This window comes from Neobacillus drentensis (assembly GCF_036962125.1).
GTDB lineage: Bacteria > Bacillota > Bacilli > Bacillales > Cytobacillaceae > Neobacillus > Neobacillus drentensis_B.
Map to the genome: position 1 here is coordinate 33,297 of NZ_JBALOA010000004.1, position 25,048 is coordinate 58,344.

The window sequence follows — 25,048 nt, forward strand, 5'->3', positions numbered from 1 at the left end:
GAATGTACTACCTATCACTAAACGCGCAGTGTCCGTCCACAGTGGACAAAAGAAGCGAAGTGTCTTTTTGTGGTACCTGACACCCAATTAAAAAATATAAAATATTTTTTGTTTAGTTTTTCATTGTGTCCATTTCGTCGATGTTGACGGTTTTTCTTGCACGGTAAAGCGAGATGAGGATCGCTAGACCGACGGCCGCTTCGGCTGCTGCGACGCTGATGGCGAACAGTGCGAAGATTTGGCCTGTGATTGACGGATTCAAACCATATTTGCTGAAGGTGACGAGATTAATATTCACGGCGTTCAGCATTAATTCAATCGAAATCAGGACAATGACTGTATTTCTTTTAGTCAGTGCACCGTATAAGCCGATGCAAAATAAGATGAGTGCAAGGGCCAGGAAGGCTGAAGCGGGAACGGAACTCATTTGTCATCCGCCTCCTTCTTCTCGTTTTTTGCTAAAATAATCGAACCAACTAAGGCGACTAATAGTAAAACAGACGTTAACTCAAACGGAATGATATATTTCGAGTAAAGTGCTTTACCGATTTGCATTGTGTTATTTTCATGCAGGGTGGTCGGAACTTGTTCGATATTGAAATCGTAAATGCCAAGGTAAACAGCAGCCGCAAAGCCGACAATCCCTAAGAAGACAAGGATTTTTCTCCATTTACCTGTTTTCGGTTCTTCTTCATCACTATGCTTAGTTAACATGATTCCAAACAGCATAATGATCGTAATCGCACCCGAATAAATTAAGATTTGCACCGCAGCCACAAATTCAGCGGACAACAGCACGTAGATACCAGCGATTGCTACAAAGGTGAAGATCAGTGAAACGACCATATGAACAACCTTGGTAAGGTTTAATAGAAGCACACCGCCGATAATGGCGACTAGTGCGAGCCCCATAAAGGCGAGGAATTCCCCCGAAAAGGTCATGGTTTATTCACCTGCCGTATGTTTTCGTCGTTTTCATCTAACCATTCTAGGTTTTTAAATAACATGTCACGGCTGTATTCAGCGAGCTCGAAGTTATTGGTCATGATAATCGCTTCAGTCGGGCATACCTCTGTACATAGATCACAAAGGATGCAGATTTCGAAGTTAATATCATAGGTATCAATGATTTTTCCTTTTTTCGCTGGGTCTGGATGTTTTTTACCCGTTAAATTAATACATTCAGTTGGGCAGATGTTCATGCACTGATTGCAAACAATACATTTTTCCGGATAAAACTTCTGAATCCCGCGGAAGCGGTCTGGCAGTGGAATCGGCTTGTTCGGATAATCATACGTAACCTTTTCCTTCGTCAAGTTATTTAGGGTATATTTCAAGCCTTTAAATACTCCAAGCACGTTTTTCACCCCTTTTACATTTTAAAGATGATTATTAGTGTCAGGTACCATGTGAATGCTCTAACATTCACACGAATCCCCTTAGAAGAATAACGATTTGATTAAGGCTGTTAGGAAAATGTTCGCAAGTGCGATTGGCAGGAGAACTTTCCAGCCAAATTCCATCAGTTTGTCGGCGCGGAAACGCGGTAAGGTTGCCCGCAGCCAGATATAAATAAAAACAACGATACTAAATTTAATCGCGAACCAGACTGCACCTGGGATAAAGCCCAAGAAGCTGATTGGTGCCAGCCAGCCGCCAAGGAAAACAACAGTAATTAGCGCCGACATTGCGAATAAATACACATATTCTGCGAGCATAAAGAAGGCCCAGCGGAATCCGGTATATTCTACGTGGTAACCAGCAACTAGTTCGTTTTCCGATTCCGGCAGGTCAAATGGTGTCCGGTTTAATTCGGCAATTGATGCAATGAAAAAGACGATGAAGCCGATTGGCTGCAAAAGAATGAACCAGCCATGTTTTTGTGCTTCGACCATATCATTTAGATTTAAACTTCCTGTTAAAAGAATAACGCCTAATACGGACATAACCAACGGGATTTCGTAAGAAATCATCTGGGCTGAAGCACGCATGCCTCCTAAGAGGGCGTACTTGTTATTCGAGGCCCAGCCGCCAAGCAGCATGCCGAACGTGGTTAATCCACTCACCGCGATATAGTAAAGCAGTCCGACACCGATATCAGCGAACTGAAACGCATCCGTGAACGGCATCGTTGCGAGAACCATAAACGACGGTGCGAAGGCAATGACTGGTGCAATGATAAATAATGGTCTGTCAGCTGCTTTTGGAATAATATCCTCTTTAAGTAACAGCTTGAGAACGTCAGCGACGGTTTGCAATAGTCCCCATTTACCGCCGACTTGGTTTGGACCATGACGCAATTGCATGTAACCTAAAACTTTTCGTTCTGCTAAAATTCCGTAGGTAACGAATCCTAATACGATTAAAAGCAAGACAGCGCCGAGTAAAAAGAAAATTCCAAAGTTAGCCCAACCCGGACTTGACTGGAGCAATTCTTCTATCATTAGCCGTCAACCTCCCCAAGGACAATATCCACTGCCCCTAAAATAGCAATCATGTTTGCAATATTTTCACCCTTTAATAGTTTCGGGAGAATTTGCAGGTTATAGAAGGATGGTCGTCTAAACTTCAAGCGGTACGGCTCTTTTTTACCGTCGCTATAAATATAGCAGCCAATCTCTCCGCGTGGTGATTCAATTCGGACAAAGGCTTCTCCCTTAGGTGCCTTAATAATCTTCGGCACTTTTGCCATGATCGGTCCTTCTGCTGGGAATTGTTCCACCGCTTGTTCAAGGATTTTCAAGGATTCTTCAATCTCAGCCAAGCGCAAATGGTAACGGGCCAAGCAATCGCCTTCCTCAGACGTTGGTACATCAAATTTGAAACGGTTATAAACTGAATATGGTTCATCTTTACGAAGATCCCACTTCACACCGGTACTGCGCAGATTCGGTCCGCTCAACGAATATTGAATGGCCTCTTCTTTCGTATATTTCCCAATGCCCTTTACCCGGTCAAGGAAGATTTCATTTCCAGACACAAGCTGGTGATAGCCTTTCAACTGGCCGCGCAGGTATGGAACAAAACTGCCTACTTTTTCAATCCAGCCTTCAGGTGCATCCCACTTTACTCCGCCAACTCGCATATAGTTGAAGGTCAAGCGTGCCCCTGACAACTCATTTAACATATTGATAATCATTTCACGATCGCGGAAGGCATAGATGAACGGACTCGTTGCACCAAGGTCAAGGATATACGTACCCCAAGCGACCAGGTGGCTGGCAATCCGATTCAATTCCATCGCAATCACGCGCAGGAAATCAGCCCGTTCCGGAACTTCAATCCCCATCATCGTTTCAACGGCATGACAGATGACATAGTTATTCGTCATCGAAGACAAATAGTCCATCCGGTCGGTATATGGAATAATCTGCGTGTATTGCAGGTCTTCCGCTAATTTTTCTGTCCCACGGTGTAAGTATCCGATGACAGGTGTGGCTTCGGTAATAATTTCCCCATCAATTTTAACGACCAGACGGAACACTCCGTGCGTACTTGGATGCTGAGGACCGACGTTTAATATCATTTCTTCTGTTCTGATCATTGGTTACACCTCCACGTCGTACGGCTCGTAATCTTTGCGCAGTGGATGGCCAACCCATTCCTCGCCAAGCAAGATGCGTCGTAAGTTCGGATGTCCTGGAAACTTGATTCCAAGTAAATCATAGGCTTCGCATTCAGGCCATTCAGCGCCTGCCCAAAGCGGCTGCAAGGACTCGATTGTTGGTTCGCTGCGGTCAATCTTCACCTTGAAGGCAACAGACTGACGGTTTTTGTATGAGTACAAGTGAACATATACTTCCATATGTGTGACAAAGTCCGTCCCATGAAGCTCTGATAAATAATCAAATCCTAAGAGCTCATTATATTTTAAAAATTGAGCTACTTTATAATATGTATCACGCTTCACCACAAGGGTTGGAACATCCTTAGAAAGTTTATTAATATAAGAATCTTCTAAAACATCAGAACCCAAATGTTCAGTTATTACCTTCACATATTTATCGAGGTATGACTGGTTTGGTGATGGTGCTTCTGCAGCTGCTGGTGCGGCGGTATCATCCGCTTTTCCACCTGCTGCGGCTTTGGCCTTCGCTGCTGCCACTGCTTTCGCTTTCGCTGCCGCGATTGCTTTCGCCTTTTCGTCATCCCCACCCGCAACAGCATCTGCTCCGGCTCCTGCAGCTTTTGCTTTTGCCGCTGCGGCTGCCTTTGCTTTTGCTGCGGCTACTGCTTTCGCCTTGGCAGCTGCTGCCGCTTTCGCTTTGTCATCTTCCCCGGCTGGTGCAGTTTCTTCAGCTGGAGCTGTTCCGCCTGCTTGTTCCATCGCTTTTTTCTTTGCCGCTGCCGCCGCTTTTGCCTTCGCTACAGCCGCTGCTTTTTTCTTGGCGAGATCATCGCCATCGTCTGATGCTGGTTCTGCTGGCGCCGATTCTTCGGCTGGAGCGTTTCCACCTGCTTGCTCCATCGCTTTTCGTTTTGCTGCGGCTGCCGCCTTCGCTTTCGCAACGGCCGCGGCCTTTTTCTTGGCGAGATCATCACTATCATCTGATGCTGGTGTTGACGGTTCTGCTGGCGCGGTTTCTTCGGCTGGGGCTGAAGTGCCGCCTTGCTCCATCGCTTTCCGTTTCGCTGCAGCTGCCGCCTTTGCCTTCGCGACCGCCTCAGCTTTTCGCTTCGCGAGATCATCTGCGTCATCTGCTGGTGCTGACGTTTCAGCTTTAACAGGCTCTTCCGCTGGTTTTTCCTCCTGCTTCGGAGCTGGCACGGTTTCCCCTGCGGCCTTTGCCGCCCGTTTCGCAGCCGCCGCAGCCTTCGCTTTTGCGACCGCTTCTTTTTTTAACTGCTCAAGATCCTTTTCCCCACTCATCGGTTAGATCACCTTCTTCCCAGTCTTCGCTTCATAGCGAATCTTTTCCTTTAATTTATTGATTCCATAAATTAAAGCGGCTGGATTTGGAGGGCATCCAGGTATGTATACATCGACAGGAACGATTTGATCGACTCCCTTTACGACTGAATAAGATTTCACATACGGCCCACCTGCTGTCGCACAAGAACCCATCGCAATTACCCATTTTGGCTCAGGCATTTGATCATATAATCTTCGTAAAATTGGTGCCATCTTCTTCGTCACCGTTCCAGACACAATCATACAATCCGACTGACGCGGCGACGTCCGGAAAAACGAACCAGAACGGTCTAGGTCATAGTTTGCACCACCTACACCCATCATCTCAATCGCACAACAAGCCAGACCAAATGTAACTGGGTAGATCGAACTGCTCCGAGCCCAAGCTTTAATTTGCTCTAGGGTAGTCATAAACACATTTCGCTGTAACTCAGCCATTTCTTGTGGTGAAATGCCATCTAGTTTTAATTCCATCGTAGCACCTTCTTTTTCCAGGCATACACAAGGCCAATTAATAACATAATAACAAAAATCAACATCTCGATAAGCGCAAAAATCCCTAACTTATCATAGGCCACCGCCCATGGATATAAAAACACGGTTTCTACATCAAAAATAACAAACATTAGGGCAAAAATATAATAGCGGACATTGAACTGTACACGGGAATCGTGAAATGGCTCAATACCGCTCTCATATGTGGTATACTTCGCATCACTCGGTTTATGCGGACGCAGAAGCTTACCTAAATATAACGCCACCACAGGCAGCAGCACCCCAAGACATAGAAACGCAAAAACAATCAGATAATTATTCTGATATACATTTAGAAGTTCCATGTCCATCCCCTCCAATGTTGTAAATTTTCATACTAATGAATATTGTAACCGAATTCATTATAGCATTGTTACAAACCCGTGTCGACAAGCCATATTCATAAAAATTGGAATTCATCGCCGCGAAAATTTCCCAATTTCAGACTCTTGAGAGCTCGCTCTCAAAAGAGACTGAAATTGGGAAATTTTTGCAAGCTTCAGCGACAGCTGAAGCGCAGGATGCGACAGCAGCCGGCGGTGAATTACAATTTACACCCGAACTAGTCTAGTCGACACGGGTCCCCTCCTCTGAGCGTTTGCGTGATCTCGCAGTGGTACATCCTTGAATAACATCAGAGATGACGCAAGAGCGAACCTGCCAAACTATATTAATAGGAAGGGTTTTAGCGCACGTGTTCTGGAGCGTGAGCGGAAGATGACGTGCCTAGTAAAGGTTCGCAAGAACCACAAAACACCAAATAAATTCGACAACAACCCCTATTTAACAACAAAATGTGAACAATGTCAGTGAGATTTGTCATAAAAAATTCATAAAAATTCTCTTTTTTAACCGGCATTATATTCTTCTAAAAAAGTAATTCACCATCTAAATCAGAACAATCCTCACATTATGTCAACATGTCCCTCTACCATCATATTCACACACATAAAATTCATGCAAAATTCCAGCTTTAAGACATGTAATCAATCGATTGAGACCGAAGGCATAAGTAATAAATCCCCACAAATTCAAAGTAACCCGCCGTTATACATTTTATCTGCCACTTTCCTTCACAATGACTCTCCCATACCTCAAATGCCAGTCGCAAGACTGGCCCAACTAACTTTCCCTCCTAATTTTGAGTCAACCACTAAAATTCCATTCCCAAAACCTCAAAAATTACCTTTTTTTATAAAAATACTACCCCTAAATTTCTCCGAAAAACGATTTATCTGCACTTCCACAAATCCAGCATTCCCACCACCAAAAAGCCAGTCGCAAGACTGGCAAGGTAAACAGCTATCCCGACCCTGAATAAGCTAGAAACCATCTCCCTCCAAACACAAAAAAACCCCTCCACCGACAACATAAAAGTTGCCACCAAAGGGGTTTTAAAATACTACATTCTTCTTTCCGATACGGCGAGGCGATTGATGGCACGCTGTAAGGCGAGCTCAGCACGTCTGAAATCAATATGCTCAACATGCTGATCTTTCATACGCTGTTCGGCGCGTTCCTTCGCTCTTAGGGCACGTTCCACATCAATTTCAGAAGCAGTTTCCGCTGATTGAGCTAAAATCGTCACTTGATCAGGACGGACCTCTAAAAATCCACCACTGACCGCAACAAAATCCGTTTTACCGTCTTTTTTCAGACGAACAGAAGTAATCTCCAGCGGGGCAACCAACGGCATGTGGCCAGGGGAAATCCCCAAATCGCCACTCGTTGCCTTGGTACTAACCATTTCTACATCTGATTCATACACCGGGCCATCGGGAGTAACAATACTGACTTTAATCGTCTTCATTTTTTACCCTCCAGGCTCAGTTTAGACCTCAACGCCCATACGTTTTGCATTCTCAAGCACATCTTCAATACGTCCAACCAAACGGAACGCATCTTCTGGAAGGTGGTCATACTTACCTTCAAGAATCTCTTTGAAACCGCGAACTGTTTCCTTAACAGGTACATAAGAACCTGGCTGGCCAGTAAACTGCTCAGCAACGTGGAAGTTTTGAGATAAGAACACTTGGATACGACGCGCACGTTGTACCGTTAACTTATCATCATCACTTAATTCATCCATACCAAGGATCGCGATGATATCTTGTAACTCTTTATAACGTTGTAAAGTTGATTGAACTTGGCGCGCTACATTGTAGTGCTCTTCGCCAACAATATCAGGTGACAAGGCACGAGAAGTTGAGGCCAAAGGATCCACCGCTGGGTAAATACCCATCTCAGAAAGCTTACGCTCAAGGTTTGTTGTTGCATCTAAGTGAGCGAATGTAGTCGCCGGAGCCGGATCCGTATAGTCATCGGCTGGTACATAAATCGCTTGGATTGATGTAACTGATCCTAAATTTGTAGAAGTAATACGCTCTTGTAATTTACCCATCTCAGTGGCAAGAGTTGGCTGGTAACCTACGGCAGATGGCATACGGCCAAGTAGCGCGGAAACCTCAGAACCTGCTTGCGTGAAACGGAAGATGTTATCCATGAAGAACAACACGTCTTGTCCTTGCTCATCACGGAAATACTCAGACATCGTCAAACCAGTTAAAGCAACACGCATACGTGCGCCTGGCGGCTCGTTCATTTGTCCGAATACCATCGCTGTTTTCTTAATAACGCCTGAATCCGTCATCTCGTGGTAAAGGTCATTCCCTTCACGAGTACGCTCACCAACACCGGCGAATACGGAAATACCACCGTGCTCTTGTGCGATGTTGTTGATCAATTCCTGGATTAAAACGGTTTTACCTACACCGGCACCACCGAATAGTCCGATCTTACCACCCTTAATATATGGAGCAAGTAAGTCTACTACTTTAATTCCAGTTTCAAGAATTTCTACCTGCGTAGAAAGATTTTCAAATGTTGGCGCTTCACGGTGGATTGAATCACGACGCTCACCTGCAGGAATATCAGCCGCAAGGTCAATCGTTTCACCCAACACGTTAAATACACGGCCAAGGGTTACATCACCAACTGGTACAGAAATAGGTGCACCAGTATCTTCAACTTCTATTCCACGAGTTAAACCATCAGTGGTTGACATCGCAATCGTACGAACCGTATCATCACCTAAATGAAGAGCTACTTCAAGGGTAATGTTGATATCAACTTCGGATGCATTACTCGCTTTACTTGAAATTTTCAACGCATTATAAATCGCAGGAAGATGACCGCTTTCGAACTTAACGTCAACTACCGGACCCATAATCTGAAGAACGCGTCCTTTGCTCATCGTTTTCCCTCCTAACTTACTCTTTCGCGAAAAACCACCAACTGCATTTTTTAAAAAATGAACGCAGTGTGGTCACGCGAATTGTTCTATCCTGAACAAAATGAGTCGGGAACGCCATAATCGCTCCCTACTCGATCTAATCAAGCCCGCTAAATCGGGTTCATTTTTATAAAAAAGGTTTAACTGGTGTCAGGCACCAGATTAGAACAACCACTTTTCCTATTCTAACGCTGCCGCACCGCCGACGATTTCTGTGATTTCTTGAGTAATCGACGCTTGACGGGCGCGGTTGAATACTAATGTATAGTGATTGATTAATTCTTTTGCATTATCTGTTGCATTTCTCATTGCGGTCATCCGGGCAGCATGCTCACTTGCTTTGCTGTCAAGAAGGGCACCGTAAATCAAACTTTCCGCATACTGTGGCAGGAGAACTTCTAGTATTTCTTCTGCAGATGGCTCAAATTCATAGGAAATGAGCTTATTAGAAGCGGTTAAGTCCGTTAGTGGAAGAAGCTTCTTCTCAAGGACTTCCTGAGAAATGGCACTTAGGTAATGGCTGTAATAGACATATAGTTCATCGAACGTTCCATCGGCAAACATGCCCACGGTTGCACGGGTAATGTCTTGAATGTCAGCGAAGTTTGGCTGAGCTGGAATCCCGATTGTCTCAAGGACTACATTCATGCCGCGCTTGACAAAAAAGTCACGAGCCACACGACCGATGGCAATGATGGCGAATTCATCATTCGATTTATGACGCTCTTGGATTGTTTGACTAACGCGACGCAGCACGTTGCTGTTAAATGCACCAGCAAGTCCGCTGTCAGAAGTCATCACAATATAACCAGTTTTCTTAACTGGCCGACTTGTCAGCATAGGATGATTCACGCCGCCTGAGCCTAATGCAATCGACACTGTTACTTCTTGGATTTTTTCCATATAAGGAACAAATGCTTTTGCATTGACGACAGCACGATTCCACTTTGCAGCAGAAGTCATTTCCATTGCTTTCGTTATTTGACTCGTCTTTTTCGTTGAATTAATACGAGTTTTTATCTCACGTAATGAAGCCATAGGTTCTCACCACCCTTTTTCAAAGAATGTCTGGTTTGGAACGCGCGGCGGACCGCACGCCCTCACCGTTCAATATGTCAGACCCTATTATTCGGAAACTGCAAACGTCTTTTTGAAGGCGTTGATTGCAGAAGCCATATCGTCATCAGAAGGAAGATCCTTCGTTTTTGTAATATGGTCTAACAACTCTTTGCGGTTGTGGTCTAACCAATTAAGGTATTCTGATTCAAAACGACTGATGTCCTCTAATGGAATATCATCAAGGAAGCCGCGTGTTAATGCGTAAAGGATTGCTACTTGCTTTTCAACTGCAAGTGGCTTATGAAGGTCTTGTTTAAGAACTTCAACCGTACGGGCACCACGAGCAAGTTTCGCTTGAGTAGCTTTATCTAAGTCTGACCCAAACTGAGCAAATGCTTCTAATTCACGGTATGAGGCAAGGTCAAGACGCAAGGTACCAGATACCTTTTTCATGGCCTTGATTTGTGCAGATCCACCTACACGTGATACGGAAAGACCAGCGTTGATCGCCGGACGTACACCGGAGAAGAATAAGTCAGATTGTAAGAAAATTTGTCCATCAGTAATTGAGATAACGTTTGTTGGGATATATGCGGAAACGTCGCCTGCTTGCGTTTCAATGAACGGAAGCGCAGTGATCGAACCAGCCCCAAGTGTATCGTTAATTTTTGCGGCACGCTCTAAAAGGCGGCTGTGCAAGTAGAATACATCCCCTGGATAAGCTTCACGACCTGGAGGACGACGAAGCAGCAAGGAAAGCTCACGGTATGCAGCTGCTTGTTTAGAAAGATCATCATAAACGATCAATACGTGTTTGCCAGCATACATAAACTCTTCAGCCATTGCCACACCAGAGTATGGTGCTAAGTAAAGCAATGGAGCAGGTTGTGATGCAGATGCAGTAACAACGATTGAGTATTCTAATGCGCCATATTTACGAAGTGTTTCTACAGCATTACGAACGGTAGATTCTTTCTGACCGATCGCAACATAGATACAAATCATGTTTTGACCTTTTTGGTTCAAAATTGTATCGATGGCAACAGATGTTTTACCTGTTTGACGGTCACCGATGATTAACTCACGTTGACCACGGCCGATTGGCACAAGAGCGTCAATCGCTTTGATCCCTGTTTGTAATGGCTCATGAACGGATTTACGAGCCATAACGCCTGGAGCGACCGCTTCAACAGGGCGTGTTTTTGTTGTATTGATTGGACCCATACCATCAACTGGTTGTCCAAGCGAGTTTACAACACGTCCAATTAGTTCCTCACCAACAGGAACCTCCATGATGCGTCCTGTACGGCGAACCTCGTCACCTTCTTTGATTTCAGTGAAAGGTCCAAGAATGATAATACCAACGTTATTTGCTTCAAGGTTTTGTGCCATACCCATAACGCCATTTGAAAATTCAACAAGTTCTCCAGCCATGACATTGTCGAGGCCATGAACACGTGCGATACCGTCACCAATCGAGATAACTGTACCGACATCAGTCACTTGAATCTCCGCCTGATAGTTTTCAATTTGCTTTTTTATCAGGGCACTAATTTCTTCAGCTTTGATGCTCATGAGTTTCACCCCTAATCTTTCGAATCTAGCTTAACAATTTACGTTCTAAACGATCGAGTTTACCTCTTAACGACCCGTCATATATACGATTTCCAATCCGAAGGCGAATACCGCCTAGCAAATGGGAATCTACGATATTTTCGATTTTTAGTGACTTTTTGCCAACTTTAGCTGCAAATACAGCTGAGATCGCTTCGCGTTCCGCATCCGTTAATGCACGTGTGCTGTAAACTTCCGCCTCGGCAATGCCCATCTCTTCATTTGCTAACTCTAAAAATTCATTTGCCAAATCAATGATTTGGTCTTCACGGTGGCGGTCGATTAAGATCAACAGTGTATTCAGTACATTTACATTAACTGATATGAAAGCAGCCTTAATAATCTCTTTTTTCTTTTCAATTGAAAGCTTAGAAGAACTTAAGATGGCTTTAAATTCAGGATTGTATTGTACAATTTCTTTCACTACACGAAGTTCTTCTTCAATAACTCCGAGCGAATCCGTTTCTTTCGCAATTTTAAGAAGAGCCAACGCGTAGCGCTTAGCTACTATAGAGTTGCTCATCGCTCTTCTCCTGCCTCTTTAATGTATTCGTTAATTAGCTGGTCTTGGTCTGCTGCTGTGATTTCTTTCTCAATGACTTTAGAAGCAATCATTACAGACAGAGACGCAACCTGTTCACGAATCGCGGCAACTGCTTTTTCTTTTTGCTGCTCAATCTCAAGTTTCGCTGCATCCTTAATGCGGTCCGCCTCAGTGCGAGCGAGCGCGATAATTTCTTCACGTTGAATATCGCCTTGCTTTTTTGCACTTTCAATTAAGCTTTGTGCATCATTACGAGCTTCTTTTAAAAGATTTCTTTGTTCTTGTAAAATCTTTTCTGCTTCTAAACGGCTTTTTTCAGCCGCACCAATTTCATTACCAATATGCTCTTCACGTTGTTTCATAATGCCCATTAACGGACCCCATGCAAACTTCTTGAGCAAGGCTAATAAAATAAGGAATACGATGAGCTGGAAGAAAATATCTCCAGTATTAATGTGGCCGCCGCCTTCAGCTGCAGTCGCTAATACCAAATTGTTTGTTAACACCCTCGGTTCACTCCTTTCAAGAGTTGCTTAACGATAGAAAAAACGCATAAATGAATGGCGAGGATTTGTTGATCATCGCCAATGTCAATTAACCTAAAATTATTTATTTAATACCATGAACGCGATAACTACACCGATAATCGGTAATGCTTCTACTAACGCAACCCCGATAAACATTGTTGTTTGTAGTAAACCACGGTGTTCTGGTTGACGAGCGATACCTTCTACTGTACGTCCTACGATAAGTCCGTTACCAATACCTGCACCTACTGCTGCTAAACCGATTGCGATTGCTGCTGCTAAAACACCAATTGATCCTGTCATTACTTTTTTCCTCCTTAAATGTATAAAACATATATTAGTTTTTGATATTGTCCATAAAGATGAACGGTATATTATTAATGGTCTTGACTCACTTTATGGGCCAAGTAAACCATTGTTAACATTGTGAAAATATAAGCCTGAATCGTACCAACGAAAACAGAGAAACCTTGCCATACCAACGTTAGCGGAATCGCTGCGATTCTGCCGACAATACCTTGATGCGCTAATCCGGCTGCCAATAGTGATAATAGCAATTCACCCGCGAAAATGTTTCCGTATAGACGCAGACCAAGTGTCAATGTATTCGCAAATTCCTCAATGATTTTCAATGGGAATAAGAATTTCATTGGACTGAAGAAACCTTCTGCATAACCTTTTACACCTTTTAACTTCACACCATAATAATGGGAAAGTCCCAAAACCATAACTGCTAGTGTTAGGGTGATAATTGGATCAGCTGTCGGCGATTTCCACCAAAGCTTTTCATCAACCACAATTGCAAATGGAAGACCTAACATATTAGAGACAAAAACATACATAATTAATGTAATCCCAAGAATGTGGAATCTTCCGCCATCCTTCCAATCCATTGTGCTGTTGATGATGCCTTTAACAAAGTCCATTACCCATTCAAAGAAGTTCTGCATCCCTGTAGGTTTCATCGCCAACTTTCGTGTAGAAAGAACAGCAATAAGGAAAACGATCAAACTAGCAACCGTAATCATCAGCATATTTGCGGCATTAAACCAAAGACCCATAAATTCAAACTGTGGAGTACCATGTTCCATGTAAACTCACCTCGCTTCCGCTTCATTTATGTACATGCAAAGCATGGTAAAAATAATCTATCATAATGACAATATAGGATGTCATCAATCCTACCACTAAACTAACCATATTAAATTGCTCTGGATATTTTAAGGCAATTAACGCAGCAATTCCAGCCATCGCCATTCTCGAGAGCGATCCTAAGGATTTAGGTTTTTTACCCTCTGTTACCTTTTTATCAAAAGTTTCCGTCTTTCTTACCAAGAGCCATAGATTCAGATAACCGAAGCATGTCCCAAGTATCAGTCCTAAAAATATCGTTTGAAACGAAGTGAAGCCCCAGCCTAGAACATAAATGGACAACAAGTAAAAAATCCATTTGCGCTGCCTGTTGTACATGACTCTGAAATCTGGCATAGTTATTTATCTCCTGAATAGAAATGGCGGATTGAAAGAAGCATGGAATAGGTGCCCGCAGCAAGACCGATAAGCAGTCCGATTATTAAGAAAATTGGCTCGGTACCCAGAGAACGATCCAGCCATCTGCCTGAGAAAATACCTATTAGAATGGAACCTACTAATTGGGAGACAATTGCGGACATTAAAGCCATAGCTTGTAATGGATTGCGGTTGTTTTGACGCATATAAACACATCCTCACTCTAAGAGAATGCCAATCGGGCAAATAAAATCAGTCACCAAAATACTATCTTTAGATAGATTTATGTACATGAAAACCCTCTCATTTACACCCTTTGTTAGCATACAATAGCACCCAATCAATGTCAATGAATTTACGTGAATTATACCACAAAGTATTTCCTGAACACCTTTCCAATTTAGAACTTTTCTCAACATTTTTATTGTATTGTAAATTGTGGAGAATTTTTGTTAATTTTGTGTCTATTTTGTGAACAATCACTTATACCAATGGTATAATTTAATGGACCTGTATTATAATAAAATCAGCCATGTCCTTTGAAGGACATGGCTGATTTTTTTGAAGATTATTTCCCAAACAACTTGTTACTCTTCACTGTCCTCAATTGTAATCATCCCCTCCACAAAATCCTCCTTACCCGCCTTTTTAGCAAATACCTTGACTAAGTATGTCCCATCAGCTGGAAGCTGGCTGTCAAGAAGATCGCGGCGAATCAGTCCTTTTTTTACATCAGTGATGGTATCCAAAAAGCCAACAAAACGGTAATCCTCCGGGTTAAACAACGCAATCCCAAATTCGTCCGCCCCGCCAGGCAGATACACCTCATAGCGATACTGCCCTGGTTTGTCTCCCTTTGCAAAATCAAAGCCCATCACCCGCGGGTAGTTTGGCTCCTCCAACACATATAGATAGGGGATGCGAATCGTTGCTGCGCCGGCCTCGAGCTGAAGATAGCCGTCATGAATCTTCCCCTTAAATACCTGTGGGTCAACCGTTAACTCAACCGTGATATCCCTTGCTTCCTTCGGCTCGAGCATAAACGAAAGCGGGAGCCGCCAGTCAAGTCCATCGACCTGAGGCGGGACCCTAAATGAATAGCGCTGCCGGTGGGTCGAACTTTTATTTTCAACATGCAAATAAACTTTATGAACATCGCTCTGCTCCGTAAATTTTCCAAATCTTAGACTGCTTGGTGTCACAAGGGTAGTCGTTTTGATCGCTTCATCGACCTGGATTCGGCCTGCGCCCTGTTCATAGGTCCGGTACGGGGCAAGGTCCCGGTGGATCTGGTTTGAGCTTGAAGCCGACTGCCCGGCGGCGAAATGCGAGCGGCTGGCCCCGTTTGACTTTGCCAGTGGTTTGGCCGTATTCATCAAGGCTGCCTTAATTTGCTCTGGCGTCCAGTCGGGGTGCGCCTGTTTAATTAAGGCGCAAGCCCCAGCAACATGCGGTGCTGCCATGCTCGTTCCCTGCAGCGACAAATATCCGCCCGGAATCGTGGAATTAATCGCCACCCCAGGCGCCACAATATCCGGCTTGATTTCCCAAGTCCCCGTCACAGGTCCGCGCGAACTGAAGTCGGCGAGCTGGTCACTTTCTTCACTGACAGAAACACGTGCCGAGATCGTTTGTTTTTTTACTGCTTTTTGTAAAATAACTCCGTCACCCTTCGAGAGTGCTCCGACAGGGATGGTCAGCTGAGTATCGAGGTTCCCCATGAAGCGGCCGCCGCTCATATTATTGTAGATTAAGATCGCTTTAGCCCCCGCCTTTTGTGCATTCTCAGCTTTTTGTGAAAATGTTAAGATGCCTCTTTTGAGGAGGACCATCTTCCCGTCGACATGTTTCAATTCATCTGGTCTGCCGATGCCGCCATCGACGATATCTGCGGAGCGGTCGAGCGCCCATGGGGCTGAACCTTCCAGCGGCTCAATTTGAAATCTATCCCTGCTTCCTTCTATTAATATGAAGGGCGTTTCAAGGGTAGGAGTGGATGCCCCTACCGAAATCGCCTTGGAGGCTGTACCTGGCGAGCCGACACTCCACACGCCTGGACCTGAATTTCCCGCGGCCGCTACCGCCACAATCCCGCGGTCAACAGCACGGTTGAGGGCAAGGCTGATTGGCAGGTCTGGTCCGTTGATATCATTTCCCAGCGAAAGATTAACAATATCGACCTTATCCTTAATGGCTTGGTCAATCGCCGCCAGCACCTGTTCCGTCGTCCCACCGCCGCCTGGCCCAAGCGCCCGGTACGCAACAATTTTCGCCTCAGGGGCGACGCCTTTTATTTTTCCATTGGCTGCAATAATACCTGCTACATGGGTCCCGTGAATCGTCGCCTTGCCAAGGGCGAGCGTTTCCATCGGATCGCGGTCGTTGTCGACGAGGTCGCGGCCGCCGGCATAGTTTCGCTCGAGGTCGGGATGGGTGTAATCGACACCGGTATCAATGACACCAACCGTGATCCCTTTCCCCGTCAGCCGTTGATTCTTTTTATCAAAAAAACTACGGACTTCCTCCCCGCCAATAATTTTGACACTTTCCTCCGTTTCAGCTTGGTAATGGATGACCGGTGAGACATTGACGATTTGTTTCTGGCTACTTTTCAAACGGGCGAGTGTTTCAGCGCTGCCTTGAACAGAGAAGCCATCAATGGCATCGCGATAGACACGGCGCAGCTTTAAATCTTTATAGGGACGGATGAGCTGGCGGATTTCCTCGTCGGTGTGCGGTTTATCCAGGATAATAATTGCGGTTGTCTCCTTCGTGTGTGTGGAGATGGATGGATGAATGAGTATTTTCGGAGTTTGAAAAGCGAGCAGTAATGCGAGTAGTAGTTTCATCAGCAGATTTCCCCTTTTTCCCTATCGTTTTCATTGAGGGGGGAAAGTATGCATGTTTTCCTCGTTTTCGAATTCTTGGTAGTTTTATGCCATTAGACATTTTCTTCTAAAAATCTCCCTTGTGAGATTCCTTATTTCAAAATGGATTCTGAATCAAATTTTCAAAGAAAATTACCCTTTTTCATAAAACCCAAACAAAAAAAGCCGAGCATATTCTCGACTTTTTGAAAAGGAACCTTATTTCGTACCAAACAACCGGTCACCAGCGTCACCTAGACCTGGGACGATGTAGCCGTGGTCATTTAACTTCTCATCTAATGCCGCGATGTAGATGTCGACATCCGGATGAGCTGCCTTAACCGCATCGACGCCTTCTGGTGCTGCGATTAGACACATAAATTTGATATGTTTTGCGCCGCGCTTCTTCAAGGAACGAATCGCTTCAATTGCGGAACCGCCTGTTGCCAGCATCGGGTCAACCACGATGAAATCACGCTCTTCGACATCACTTGGCAGCTTAATATAATATTCAACCGGAAGCAATGTTTCAGGATCGCGGTAAAGACCGACATGGCCCACTTTTGCCGCTGGAATCAATTTCAAAATACCGTCTACCATTCCAATTCCCGCACGTAAAATTGGTACAATCCCGATTTTCTTACCGGACAGGACCTTAGATTTTGCTGGACAAACTGGTGTTTCAATATCGATATCCTCAAGCGGCATATCTCTTGTAATTTCAAATGCCATTAGTGTCGCCACTTCATCGACTAGCTCGCGGAACTCTTTTGTTCCTGTGTTTTTATCACGTATGTAAGTTAGTTTATGTTGAATTAATGGGTGGTCGAATACGAATACCTTGGCCACAATCATCGCCCCTTTATTTTGAAATAACAAACACTTCGTCTCATTTTACAGAAAAACAATCCAATGAGCAAATCAAAATACGGTTCTGTGAACTAGTTAGATTTTTCAAAAAAATAATCAAAAAAACCGGCCCACTTTAAATAGTTAGGCCGATTCTTTGCTGTTTTCATTAAAAAGGTACCTAGACAACGGCTAGGGTCTTCGCTCTTCTTCTTAATACTCTGGGTATAAGGTAAATTTGCTTGTTAAAGCTTCGACACGTCCCGCCGCTTCCTCAAGCTTGGCTGCATCCTCATGGTTTTTCAAGGTAAACGCAATGATTGAAGCAATCTCATCCATGTCTGCTTCCCCAAAGCCACGGCTTGTGACCGCTGCTGTCCCGATGCGGATACCGCTTGTTACAAACGGGCTTTGTTGATCAAAAGGAATCGTGTTTTTGTTAACTGTGATCCCAATTTCATCAAGAACCTTTTCTGCCACCTTGCCAGTTAATCCAAGTGTCGTTACATCCACTAACAAGAGGTGGTTGTCCGTGCCGCCGGATACTAACTGCAAACCTTCTTTTTGAAGACTATCTGCTAAACGCTTGGCATTAGTGATAATCTGACCTGCATATTCTTTAAAACTGTCCTGCAGGGCTTCGCCAAATGCAACAGCTTTTGCAGCGATTACATGCATAAGCGGACCACCTTGAATCCCAGGGAAGATAGACTTATCAATTTTCTTGCCAAATTCTTCTTTGCAAAGAATCATTCCGCCACGTGGACCGCGCAAGGTTTTATGTGTTGTCGTTGTCACGAAATCTGCGTATGGTACTGGATTTTGATGCAAACCGGCAGCAACAAGACCAGCGATATGCGCCATATCGACCATTAAGTAGGCACCGACTTCGTCAGCAATCTCGCGGAACTTCGCAAAATCGATGGCACGCGGATAGGCACTTGCCCCAGCAACAATCATCTTTGGCTTGTGTTCAAGAGCTTTGGCACGGACATCATCATAATTGATGCGGTGAGTCGTCTCATCGACACCATATTCAATAAATTTATATTGAATACCGCTGAAGTTAACCGGACTTCCGTGTGTTAAGTGACCGCCGTGGGAGAGGTTCATCCCAAGCACAGTATCGCCCTGCTCAAGGACCGTGAAGTAAACCGCCATATTCGCCTGTGCACCTGAGTGCGGCTGTACGTTTACATACTCTGCTCCGAAAATTTCCTTCGCACGGTTGCGGGCTAAGTCTTCAACCACATCGACATATTCACAGCCGCCATAATAACGTCGGCCAGGATAGCCTTCTGCATATTTGTTCGTTAACACAGACCCTTGGGCTTCCATGACTGCTTCACTAACAAAGTTTTCTGAGGCAATTAATTCAATCTTAGAGCGTTGACGACCTAATTCCTTTTGAATCGCTTGAAAAACCTGTTCATCCGCTTGAGGCAAATGCTTCATGACAAAAAATCCCCCTTTATGTATCAACCGATAACTTTTTGAAAATTCCTTCTTCATTCTATCACGATTTGCAACAAAGTAAAAAAGAAAAAGATAGACAGCCCCTATGAAATTACTATATCAATTATGCTAACCTTCCGATTGGTACCTGACACCACAAGAAAGAAAACGGTACCAGGCCTACAAAAAAAAAGTTCCTGACACCATAAAAAAATGGTACCTGACACCAAGTCGCAAAAAAAGGTGTCAGGTACCAAATTTATGTTTTATGTACAGCTCGAGTTTGCCTGTTCCCGTTCGTAGACTGCTCTGGCGCCACCGATTAGTTTGGGGCGGACCTTTGCGAGGGTAACATGCGCTTGTCCAACCGTTTTTTGGGCAACGCGGACGGGGACCGCAACATGTTTTAGGTGCATGCCAATCAGGGTATTCCCAATATCGATCCCTGCATCCGCCTTGATGAACTCCACCACGACAGCATCGCCAAACGCCCCAAAAGCATAGGTCGCCATCGCTCCGCCAGCTTTCCGGACCGGGACAACAGAAACCTCCTCGAAGTGCCGTGCGTCTGCAACCGCACGTTCGACGACCAAGGCCCGGTTTAAATGCTCGCAGCATTGGAACGCAAGATCAACCCCGGTGTCCGCTTGGAATTTCTTCAAACAACGAAAAATCATCTCAGCAACTTCAACTGTCCCCGAGGTCCCAATTCGTTCGCCCATCACTTCACTCGTACTGCAGCCGACCACAAGCAGCTGCCCCGCTTTAAAGGAAGCCTGTTCTTTAAATTCTGTTAAAATTGCTTCCAGCTCTTTTTCACACGCTTGAATCATAAGCCGTCCCCCCAAACAGATTCCATCCATCGTTCATGGCGGTAACCGTCATGTCTATCTCTGAGGTAAACTCCACAGTCACCTTCATGCAAATTAAAGGTGCTTATCCTCGTATTCACCAATTTTTCCAACCCGGCCAGCATGGCGACCGCCTTCAAATTCGCCGGTCAGCCAGACATGAGCAATCTCGCGGGCTAAGCCTGCACCAATGACGCGTTCTCCCATCGCTAATATGTTGGAATCATTATGCGCACGCGTTGCTTTGGCACTAAAGGTATCATGAACCAAGGCACAGCGAATCCCTTTCACCTTGTTAGCCGCAATACTCATCCCGATGCCTGTCCCGCAAATCAGGATGCCACGGTCAAATTCGCCCTTCGCCACTTTTTCAGCCACTGGCAAGGCGTAATCTGGATAATCAACAGATGTTTCGCAGTCACAGCCGAAATCTTGATATTCAATCCCTAGTTCTACGAGTAAGTTAGCAATTTCCTTCCGAAGATTAATCCCGCCATGATCTGATGCTAAAGCAACTTTCATAAAAAAACCTCCTATTAATGTTTTCGTTTGGTTTATAGGTTTAGCCCCTGCCCAGACGTCATTCTGGTACAGCCGCTCTTCTGATTCATTTTGACATACCGTCGCCAAAATATAAAGTTCCATTACCAAAAATAAAAGCTCCCTTTTAAAAGAAAGAGAGCATTCCAGTTTAAGTTAACGTCACTTTAGTTTTCCAATTACTTTGTTAATTAATTCATCTAGTTCGCGAAAAGTTGCTTCATACATGGAAAGGGATCCGCCATAGGGGTCGCCTACATCGGAATTGAAGCTTTCACCAGTGTACTCCTTTAGGGTAAATACCTTCTTGCTTACTTGCGGGTACTGCTGGAGAATCGCCATCTTGTGTGATGACGTCATTGTAAGGATGAGATCTGCCCATTCGATTTCATTACGGGTCAACAAACTCGAACGGTGATTATGCGCGATTCCTTTGTCATCCAGTACCTTTTTCGCGTGTGCGGATGCCTCACTGCCGTTTGCAGCATAAATTCCCGCTGACCTTACTTCAATCGCATCCATTTCTTTATTTTTCAATATTGCTTCAGCCATCGGACTCCTGCATGTATTTCCTGTGCATACAAACAAAATGCGCTGCAATGTTTTTACCTCCTTACGAAAATCTTATGTAAAAACTATCTAGCTTTAGTTTACCATAATTAGACCAACGATTTCTCGTTTACCAAAACGGGGCTAGCAGCTTTAACCCGAAAGCAAGGAGAATCGCGCCGCCGAGCGCCTCACTGTAGGCACCAACCCAACCCTGCATCTTTCGGCCCAGTATTAATCCTGCCCATGTTTGCACGGTGGCTATGATTCCAAAACAGAGAATCACCAAAATGGTTTTTGCTCCATAAATCCCTAAAGTAAGACCCACTGAAAAACTATCCAGACTTACGCTCAATGCAAAGAGCAGCAGGCCGAAACCCACTGGGGAAATGACCTTCTCCTCCCCTTTTTTCAAGGTCGACCACACCATTTGGATACCAAGTAGAATCAGTAGAAATCCGCCAATAAAGGTCGCAAACGCACCAAACTTCTCTGATAAAAATTTTCCTGCAATCAATCCTAAAAGCGGCATCCACACGTGGAATAAACCGATTGTTATTCCGATATTAAAAATTTTTCTAAGCCTGAGTTTGTACATTCCCATGCCAAGCCCGACTGAAAATGCATCCATCCCTAGTGCAAACGCCATTATTATTAGAGTTATTAATTCGCTAATCATTTCAGACATTCCGGACTCCGCCTCCTTGGACTAACTAACCTAAGCATATGCACGTCCAAACTATTTTAGAAGTCTTGTTGGAGAACTGAAATGGAGTATGTCCTCACACTATTTTAACTCGTTTCATACTCATTAATTTCTAAAATTCATGAAAATCTGGGTACCTGACACCAAAATCCCCCTCACAAAATTTATACCTGACACCATCTAAAGGTTGATGGTACTGTCCGCCAGGGATGGATAAAATGGTTAAAGTGTCTTCTTGTGGTACCTGACACCCACCAATCAAAAAAACAGGCCCCCCTTTGCTGGAGAACCTGACTGGTTATTCTACTATTAATTTATTGCCCGCTGCCTTTTGAAGGCGATTCATAATCGCATGCCCGACACCTGTGTTCGGAAAGACTTCGCTGTAAATCACATCCACCTTTTCCTGATTAAATCTACGTAAGGTGTCATAAAGCGAGGTTGCCACCGTCTCTAGTTCCGTCCGTTTCCCGCAAGCAAGCACCACATCTGCCTCAAACACACCCGCATTCTCCTCTGTTGTCAGAACTCCAACCCGCAAACCTTCCTGCCGTTTTTCTTCAACTAAATTCTGAAGGAAGTTTGCGGTACCTGACACCATATAAAGCGGGGCATTAGGGGCATAATGGCGGTACTTCATACCGGGAGCTTTCGGCCGTGCCGCCTCATCGGTTAAGGCAGCATCGACATGAACCTCACCCACAACCGACTCCAGTTGCTCTTTCGTTACACCGCCTGGCCTTAAGATAACCGGAATCGCTTCCGTACAATCGACAACCGTTGATTCCACACCAATTCCTGTCGCACCGCCGTCAATCACACCGGCAATTTTCCCATTTAAGTCATCTATGACATGGTCGGCATTGGTTGGGCTCGGTTTACCCGAACTATTTGCACTCGGCGCAGCAATCGGCAATCCACAACTTTTCAACAGTGCCAGCGCCACAGGGTGATCGGGCATCCTAACCCCAACCGTCGCTAAACCCGCCGTCGCAGTTTCAGAAAGAACACCGTCTATCTTTTTTAAAATAATCGTCAGCGGGCCTGGCCAAAAGGCTTCCATTAACCGTTCAGCCTTCTCCGGAATTTCAGCCACAAAGGAGCGTAGCTGCTTTTTCTCGGCTATGTGGATAATTAGTGGATTATCACTCGGTCTGCCTTTAGCGGCAAAAATTTTCCGTACCGCTTCGTCACTTTCTGCATTCCCGCCAAGGCCATAAACCGTTTCAGTCGGCAGAGCGACCACTTCGTTATCCCGTAAAAAATTCGCTGCATCCACAACTTGTGGATTATTTTCTAGATTATCCACATACTTATCCACTTTCCAGACTTTTGTGTTCATAGTTATCCACCTTTATCTCAAACGAGTCTCTTAGCGAAATATGGCGAATTTAGTCACCTAGACTCATATTTTTCACTCAATACGTTTGAAAGTATAAAAGAAGGTGGGCATAAATACAAGTGTTATCCACAAATTGTGCACAACTTCCTTGAAAAAGTGGATAACTTTGTGGATTAATCCACAATTATAATGAAAATTTCAAAAATAATGAGTTATCCACATTTAAAACGTGTCGAATATGTTCTGAGTGAAAAAATTCGCTAGGTAAATCCTCCCGTTCACTTCGCTGAAAGCCCATTAATTCAAAAAACGGTAAGGCCACGCTCTTATTTGTTGCCAAAAACAAGCCTTTCATCCCTTTTTCTTTCGCTAGTTGCACCATTTGATCAAAAAGAATAAAAATTTCCTTCTCAGCTTGTCCAGGCGACACGACAAGTGACCGCAAAAGCCCGAACTCCGTGAACGCCTCCATCCCAAGCGAACCCTTTAGCGTCCCGTCCTCAGTTTCTAGCAGCAGAAAATAATCAACTGTTTCCTCCGTTAATCCATCCGTCCCAAGATTCGCTCTTGATAAAAACGATCGTAAACTACCCAAATCCTCTTTATTAGCCCTGCGTATCAATGCCTGCATTCTATCCACCTCTTTTTAAGATTCTACTCTATGAATATGGATGAAATAGAAAAAATAGAACCGCTAGACTCGCAAATCTAGTAAATTTTATTCATGACAGGCATTAAAAAACCAGCCCTATGCTAGGACTAGTCTAGTTAAACATTTTCTCCCACATTTCCACCACGAAAAACTTCACTTCAACTGGCTTTTCATCTTCGGAAGTATAAACAGGTGCTTCTTTCGCAGCGACTTTCACCGGCTCTTCTACTTCCCCTTTCGCCATCTGAATCTCATTAAACACAGGAACCCCTTTTTCAATCAAGCGCTCCGGCCTTTTCACTTCTTCTTCAATCTTTGCAGAAACTGATTCCTTCTTTTCGGTACCCTCATCGTTCGTCACTGAGACTTCTTTGTTCTCCTCCACTACCTTCTTTTCAACCTTGGTCTCCTTTACCACAGTAGCAACTTCTTTTACCTTTTCAACCTTCGTCACCGGGGTTGACGGACTTACCGTTTTTGCCACCGCTTTTTTCTGTTCGTCAAAACCATCACTTACCGCTACTCCATTTGAAAAATCAAGGAAGCATAATGGCGGATAGAGCACACACCACCAGTTTGCCCCTTCTCCTGAACCCAATGTAATCAAAATCGCTTGATATTCTCCGGCCGGATATAAATATTGACCATATAATTTCGTTGGAAACTGAACCTTCCCAAATTCAACCTTCACCGACTGATCTGACTTCTGCTCCTTGACCACTTTCTCAGCAATCGCTTGAATCTCCGGTAGCTTTGCATTAATGACCTTTTTGGCCTCCTGCATTGACGTTAAATCCTGTACCCACAAGGTAATTTGCGCATTCACTGCATCGCGGACCTTCCGTTTAATCGCCTGATCCTCTTCAAAATCACTATTCGCAAGAATCCGGAGCCGAATCGCTTCCCCCGGAATCACAATCGATTCCTTTTGCGCGGCTTCCGTCTTCGGCATATATAAACTCAACATCGTTCCAAATGATAAAACGATAAGATATCCCCAAACAATCATTTTACTTTTCAATTCTAGCACCGTCCCTTCAATATCTTCATTTTGGACAAAATGCCAGAATCTTAAACTATTAAATTTTGATATTTTTAGAAGGATACAGATAAAAGTGCCAACAAAAATGGGTGGTTATTATTTATTACCGTTTATACCGAAAATACGAGCCAGCGGGCACGATTAGCGAGTATTCGTGACCGTTTCCTCCAAAAATGCGAGCCTGCGGGCACAATTAACGGGTAT

28 protein-coding genes are annotated in these 25,048 nt (G+C 44.4%); all 28 read right to left on the reverse strand.

All coding sequences use genetic code 11. From position 1 onward, the window contains the following. Nucleotides 1-112 precede the first annotated feature (112 nt). Nucleotides 113-427 (reverse strand): NADH-quinone oxidoreductase subunit NuoK, encoded by a 315-nt coding sequence (gene nuoK, locus V7121_RS03660; RefSeq protein ID WP_335497035.1) that lies wholly within the window; start codon nucleotides 425-427, stop codon nucleotides 113-115. After that, nucleotides 424-942 (reverse strand): NADH-quinone oxidoreductase subunit J, encoded by a 519-nt coding sequence (locus tag V7121_RS03665; RefSeq protein ID WP_335497037.1) that lies wholly within the window; start codon nucleotides 940-942, stop codon nucleotides 424-426. Before V7121_RS03665 ends, nuoK begins: the two co-directional genes overlap by 4 nt. Then, entirely contained in the window at nucleotides 939-1,358 is a 420-nt protein-coding gene (gene nuoI, locus V7121_RS03670; protein WP_335497040.1) for an NADH-quinone oxidoreductase subunit NuoI, read from the reverse strand. Before nuoI ends, V7121_RS03665 begins: the two co-directional genes overlap by 4 nt. 81 nt (nucleotides 1,359-1,439) lie before the next feature. Beyond that, nucleotides 1,440-2,444, reverse strand: coding sequence for an NADH-quinone oxidoreductase subunit NuoH (nuoH, locus tag V7121_RS03675; RefSeq protein WP_335497041.1), 1,005 nt, complete (start codon nucleotides 2,442-2,444; stop codon nucleotides 1,440-1,442). Beyond that, nucleotides 2,444-3,544, reverse strand: coding sequence for an NADH-quinone oxidoreductase subunit D (locus V7121_RS03680; RefSeq protein ID WP_335545782.1), 1,101 nt, complete (start codon nucleotides 3,542-3,544; stop codon nucleotides 2,444-2,446). Before V7121_RS03680 ends, nuoH begins: the two co-directional genes overlap by 1 nt. A gap of 3 nt (nucleotides 3,545-3,547) precedes the next feature. Then, on the reverse strand, nucleotides 3,548-4,870 hold the full coding sequence (locus tag V7121_RS03685; protein ID WP_335545783.1) for an NADH-quinone oxidoreductase subunit C: 1,323 nt from the start codon (nucleotides 4,868-4,870) through the stop codon (nucleotides 3,548-3,550). 3 nt (nucleotides 4,871-4,873) lie between these two features. Then, nucleotides 4,874-5,386 carry a NuoB/complex I 20 kDa subunit family protein gene (locus V7121_RS03690; RefSeq protein ID WP_335497045.1) on the reverse strand — a complete coding sequence of 171 codons (513 nt, stop codon included), beginning with the start codon at nucleotides 5,384-5,386 and terminating at the stop codon, nucleotides 4,874-4,876. Further along, nucleotides 5,377-5,751, reverse strand: a complete 375-nt coding sequence (locus V7121_RS03695) for an NADH-quinone oxidoreductase subunit A (RefSeq protein WP_335497047.1) — start codon at nucleotides 5,749-5,751, stop codon at nucleotides 5,377-5,379. The genes V7121_RS03690 and V7121_RS03695 overlap by 10 nt, the downstream gene beginning before the upstream one ends. Before the next feature lie 1,097 nt (nucleotides 5,752-6,848). Then, nucleotides 6,849-7,256, reverse strand: a complete 408-nt coding sequence (locus tag V7121_RS03700; protein WP_335497051.1) for a F0F1 ATP synthase subunit epsilon — start codon at nucleotides 7,254-7,256, stop codon at nucleotides 6,849-6,851. 21 nt (nucleotides 7,257-7,277) lie between these two features. Then, entirely contained in the window at nucleotides 7,278-8,699 is a 1,422-nt protein-coding gene (gene atpD, locus V7121_RS03705) for a F0F1 ATP synthase subunit beta (protein ID WP_335497053.1), read from the reverse strand. Nucleotides 8,700-8,918: 219 nt separating this feature from the next. Then, nucleotides 8,919-9,776: an ATP synthase F1 subunit gamma gene (atpG, locus tag V7121_RS03710; RefSeq protein WP_335497055.1), complete on the reverse strand. Its 858-nt coding sequence runs from the start codon at nucleotides 9,774-9,776 to the stop codon at nucleotides 8,919-8,921. An 87-nt stretch (nucleotides 9,777-9,863) separates the two neighbouring features. Then, complete coding sequence (gene atpA / locus V7121_RS03715; protein ID WP_335497056.1) at nucleotides 9,864-11,372, reverse strand: F0F1 ATP synthase subunit alpha; 1,509 nt, start codon at nucleotides 11,370-11,372, stop codon at nucleotides 9,864-9,866. Between the two features lie 25 nt (nucleotides 11,373-11,397). Beyond that, a complete protein-coding gene (locus V7121_RS03720; protein ID WP_335497058.1) occupies nucleotides 11,398-11,934 on the reverse strand; it encodes a F0F1 ATP synthase subunit delta in 537 nt (178 codons plus the stop codon). Next, nucleotides 11,931-12,461: a F0F1 ATP synthase subunit B gene (atpF, locus tag V7121_RS03725; protein WP_335497060.1), complete on the reverse strand. Its 531-nt coding sequence runs from the start codon at nucleotides 12,459-12,461 to the stop codon at nucleotides 11,931-11,933. Before atpF ends, V7121_RS03720 begins: the two co-directional genes overlap by 4 nt. A 99-nt stretch (nucleotides 12,462-12,560) precedes the next feature. Next, nucleotides 12,561-12,785 (reverse strand): F0F1 ATP synthase subunit C, encoded by a 225-nt coding sequence (atpE, locus tag V7121_RS03730; protein ID WP_026568218.1) that lies wholly within the window; start codon nucleotides 12,783-12,785, stop codon nucleotides 12,561-12,563. A gap of 74 nt (nucleotides 12,786-12,859) precedes the next feature. Then, entirely contained in the window at nucleotides 12,860-13,573 is a 714-nt protein-coding gene (atpB, locus tag V7121_RS03735) for a F0F1 ATP synthase subunit A (RefSeq protein WP_335497061.1), read from the reverse strand. Between the two features lie 22 nt (nucleotides 13,574-13,595). Then, nucleotides 13,596-13,970, reverse strand: a complete 375-nt coding sequence (locus tag V7121_RS03740) for an ATP synthase subunit I (RefSeq protein WP_335497063.1) — start codon at nucleotides 13,968-13,970, stop codon at nucleotides 13,596-13,598. Between the two features lie 2 nt (nucleotides 13,971-13,972). After that, entirely contained in the window at nucleotides 13,973-14,197 is a 225-nt protein-coding gene (locus tag V7121_RS03745; protein ID WP_335497065.1) for an AtpZ/AtpI family protein, read from the reverse strand. A gap of 381 nt (nucleotides 14,198-14,578) precedes the next feature. Beyond that, complete coding sequence (locus V7121_RS03750; protein WP_335545784.1) at nucleotides 14,579-16,840, reverse strand: S8 family serine peptidase; 2,262 nt, start codon at nucleotides 16,838-16,840, stop codon at nucleotides 14,579-14,581. 237 nt (nucleotides 16,841-17,077) lie between these two features. Beyond that, the gene (gene upp, locus V7121_RS03755; protein ID WP_335497159.1) at nucleotides 17,078-17,707 is read right to left on the reverse strand and encodes a uracil phosphoribosyltransferase; all 630 of its coding nucleotides are present in this window, start codon (nucleotides 17,705-17,707) and stop codon (nucleotides 17,078-17,080) included. 213 nt (nucleotides 17,708-17,920) lie between these two features. Continuing rightward, nucleotides 17,921-19,162 (reverse strand): serine hydroxymethyltransferase, encoded by a 1,242-nt coding sequence (gene glyA, locus V7121_RS03760; protein ID WP_335497069.1) that lies wholly within the window; start codon nucleotides 19,160-19,162, stop codon nucleotides 17,921-17,923. A gap of 266 nt (nucleotides 19,163-19,428) precedes the next feature. Beyond that, nucleotides 19,429-19,995 (reverse strand): TIGR01440 family protein, encoded by a 567-nt coding sequence (locus V7121_RS03765; protein WP_335545785.1) that lies wholly within the window; start codon nucleotides 19,993-19,995, stop codon nucleotides 19,429-19,431. A 93-nt stretch (nucleotides 19,996-20,088) separates the two neighbouring features. Beyond that, nucleotides 20,089-20,535 (reverse strand): ribose 5-phosphate isomerase B, encoded by a 447-nt coding sequence (gene rpiB, locus V7121_RS03770; RefSeq protein WP_335497073.1) that lies wholly within the window; start codon nucleotides 20,533-20,535, stop codon nucleotides 20,089-20,091. Between the two features lie 180 nt (nucleotides 20,536-20,715). Then, the gene (locus tag V7121_RS03775; RefSeq protein WP_335497075.1) at nucleotides 20,716-21,153 is read right to left on the reverse strand and encodes a low molecular weight protein arginine phosphatase; all 438 of its coding nucleotides are present in this window, start codon (nucleotides 21,151-21,153) and stop codon (nucleotides 20,716-20,718) included. Nucleotides 21,154-21,232: 79 nt separating this feature from the next. Beyond that, nucleotides 21,233-21,790, reverse strand: coding sequence for a manganese efflux pump MntP (locus tag V7121_RS03780; protein WP_335497077.1), 558 nt, complete (start codon nucleotides 21,788-21,790; stop codon nucleotides 21,233-21,235). 316 nt (nucleotides 21,791-22,106) lie between these two features. Then, nucleotides 22,107-23,150 carry an L-threonylcarbamoyladenylate synthase gene (locus V7121_RS03785; RefSeq protein WP_335545786.1) on the reverse strand — a complete coding sequence of 348 codons (1,044 nt, stop codon included), beginning with the start codon at nucleotides 23,148-23,150 and terminating at the stop codon, nucleotides 22,107-22,109. Nucleotides 23,151-23,334: 184 nt separating this feature from the next. Beyond that, complete coding sequence (locus V7121_RS03790) at nucleotides 23,335-23,781, reverse strand: GNAT family N-acetyltransferase (RefSeq protein WP_335545788.1); 447 nt, start codon at nucleotides 23,779-23,781, stop codon at nucleotides 23,335-23,337. A 133-nt stretch (nucleotides 23,782-23,914) separates the two neighbouring features. Beyond that, nucleotides 23,915-24,832: a stage II sporulation protein R gene (spoIIR, locus tag V7121_RS03795; protein WP_420490588.1), complete on the reverse strand. Its 918-nt coding sequence runs from the start codon at nucleotides 24,830-24,832 to the stop codon at nucleotides 23,915-23,917. Nucleotides 24,833-25,048 lie beyond the last annotated feature (216 nt).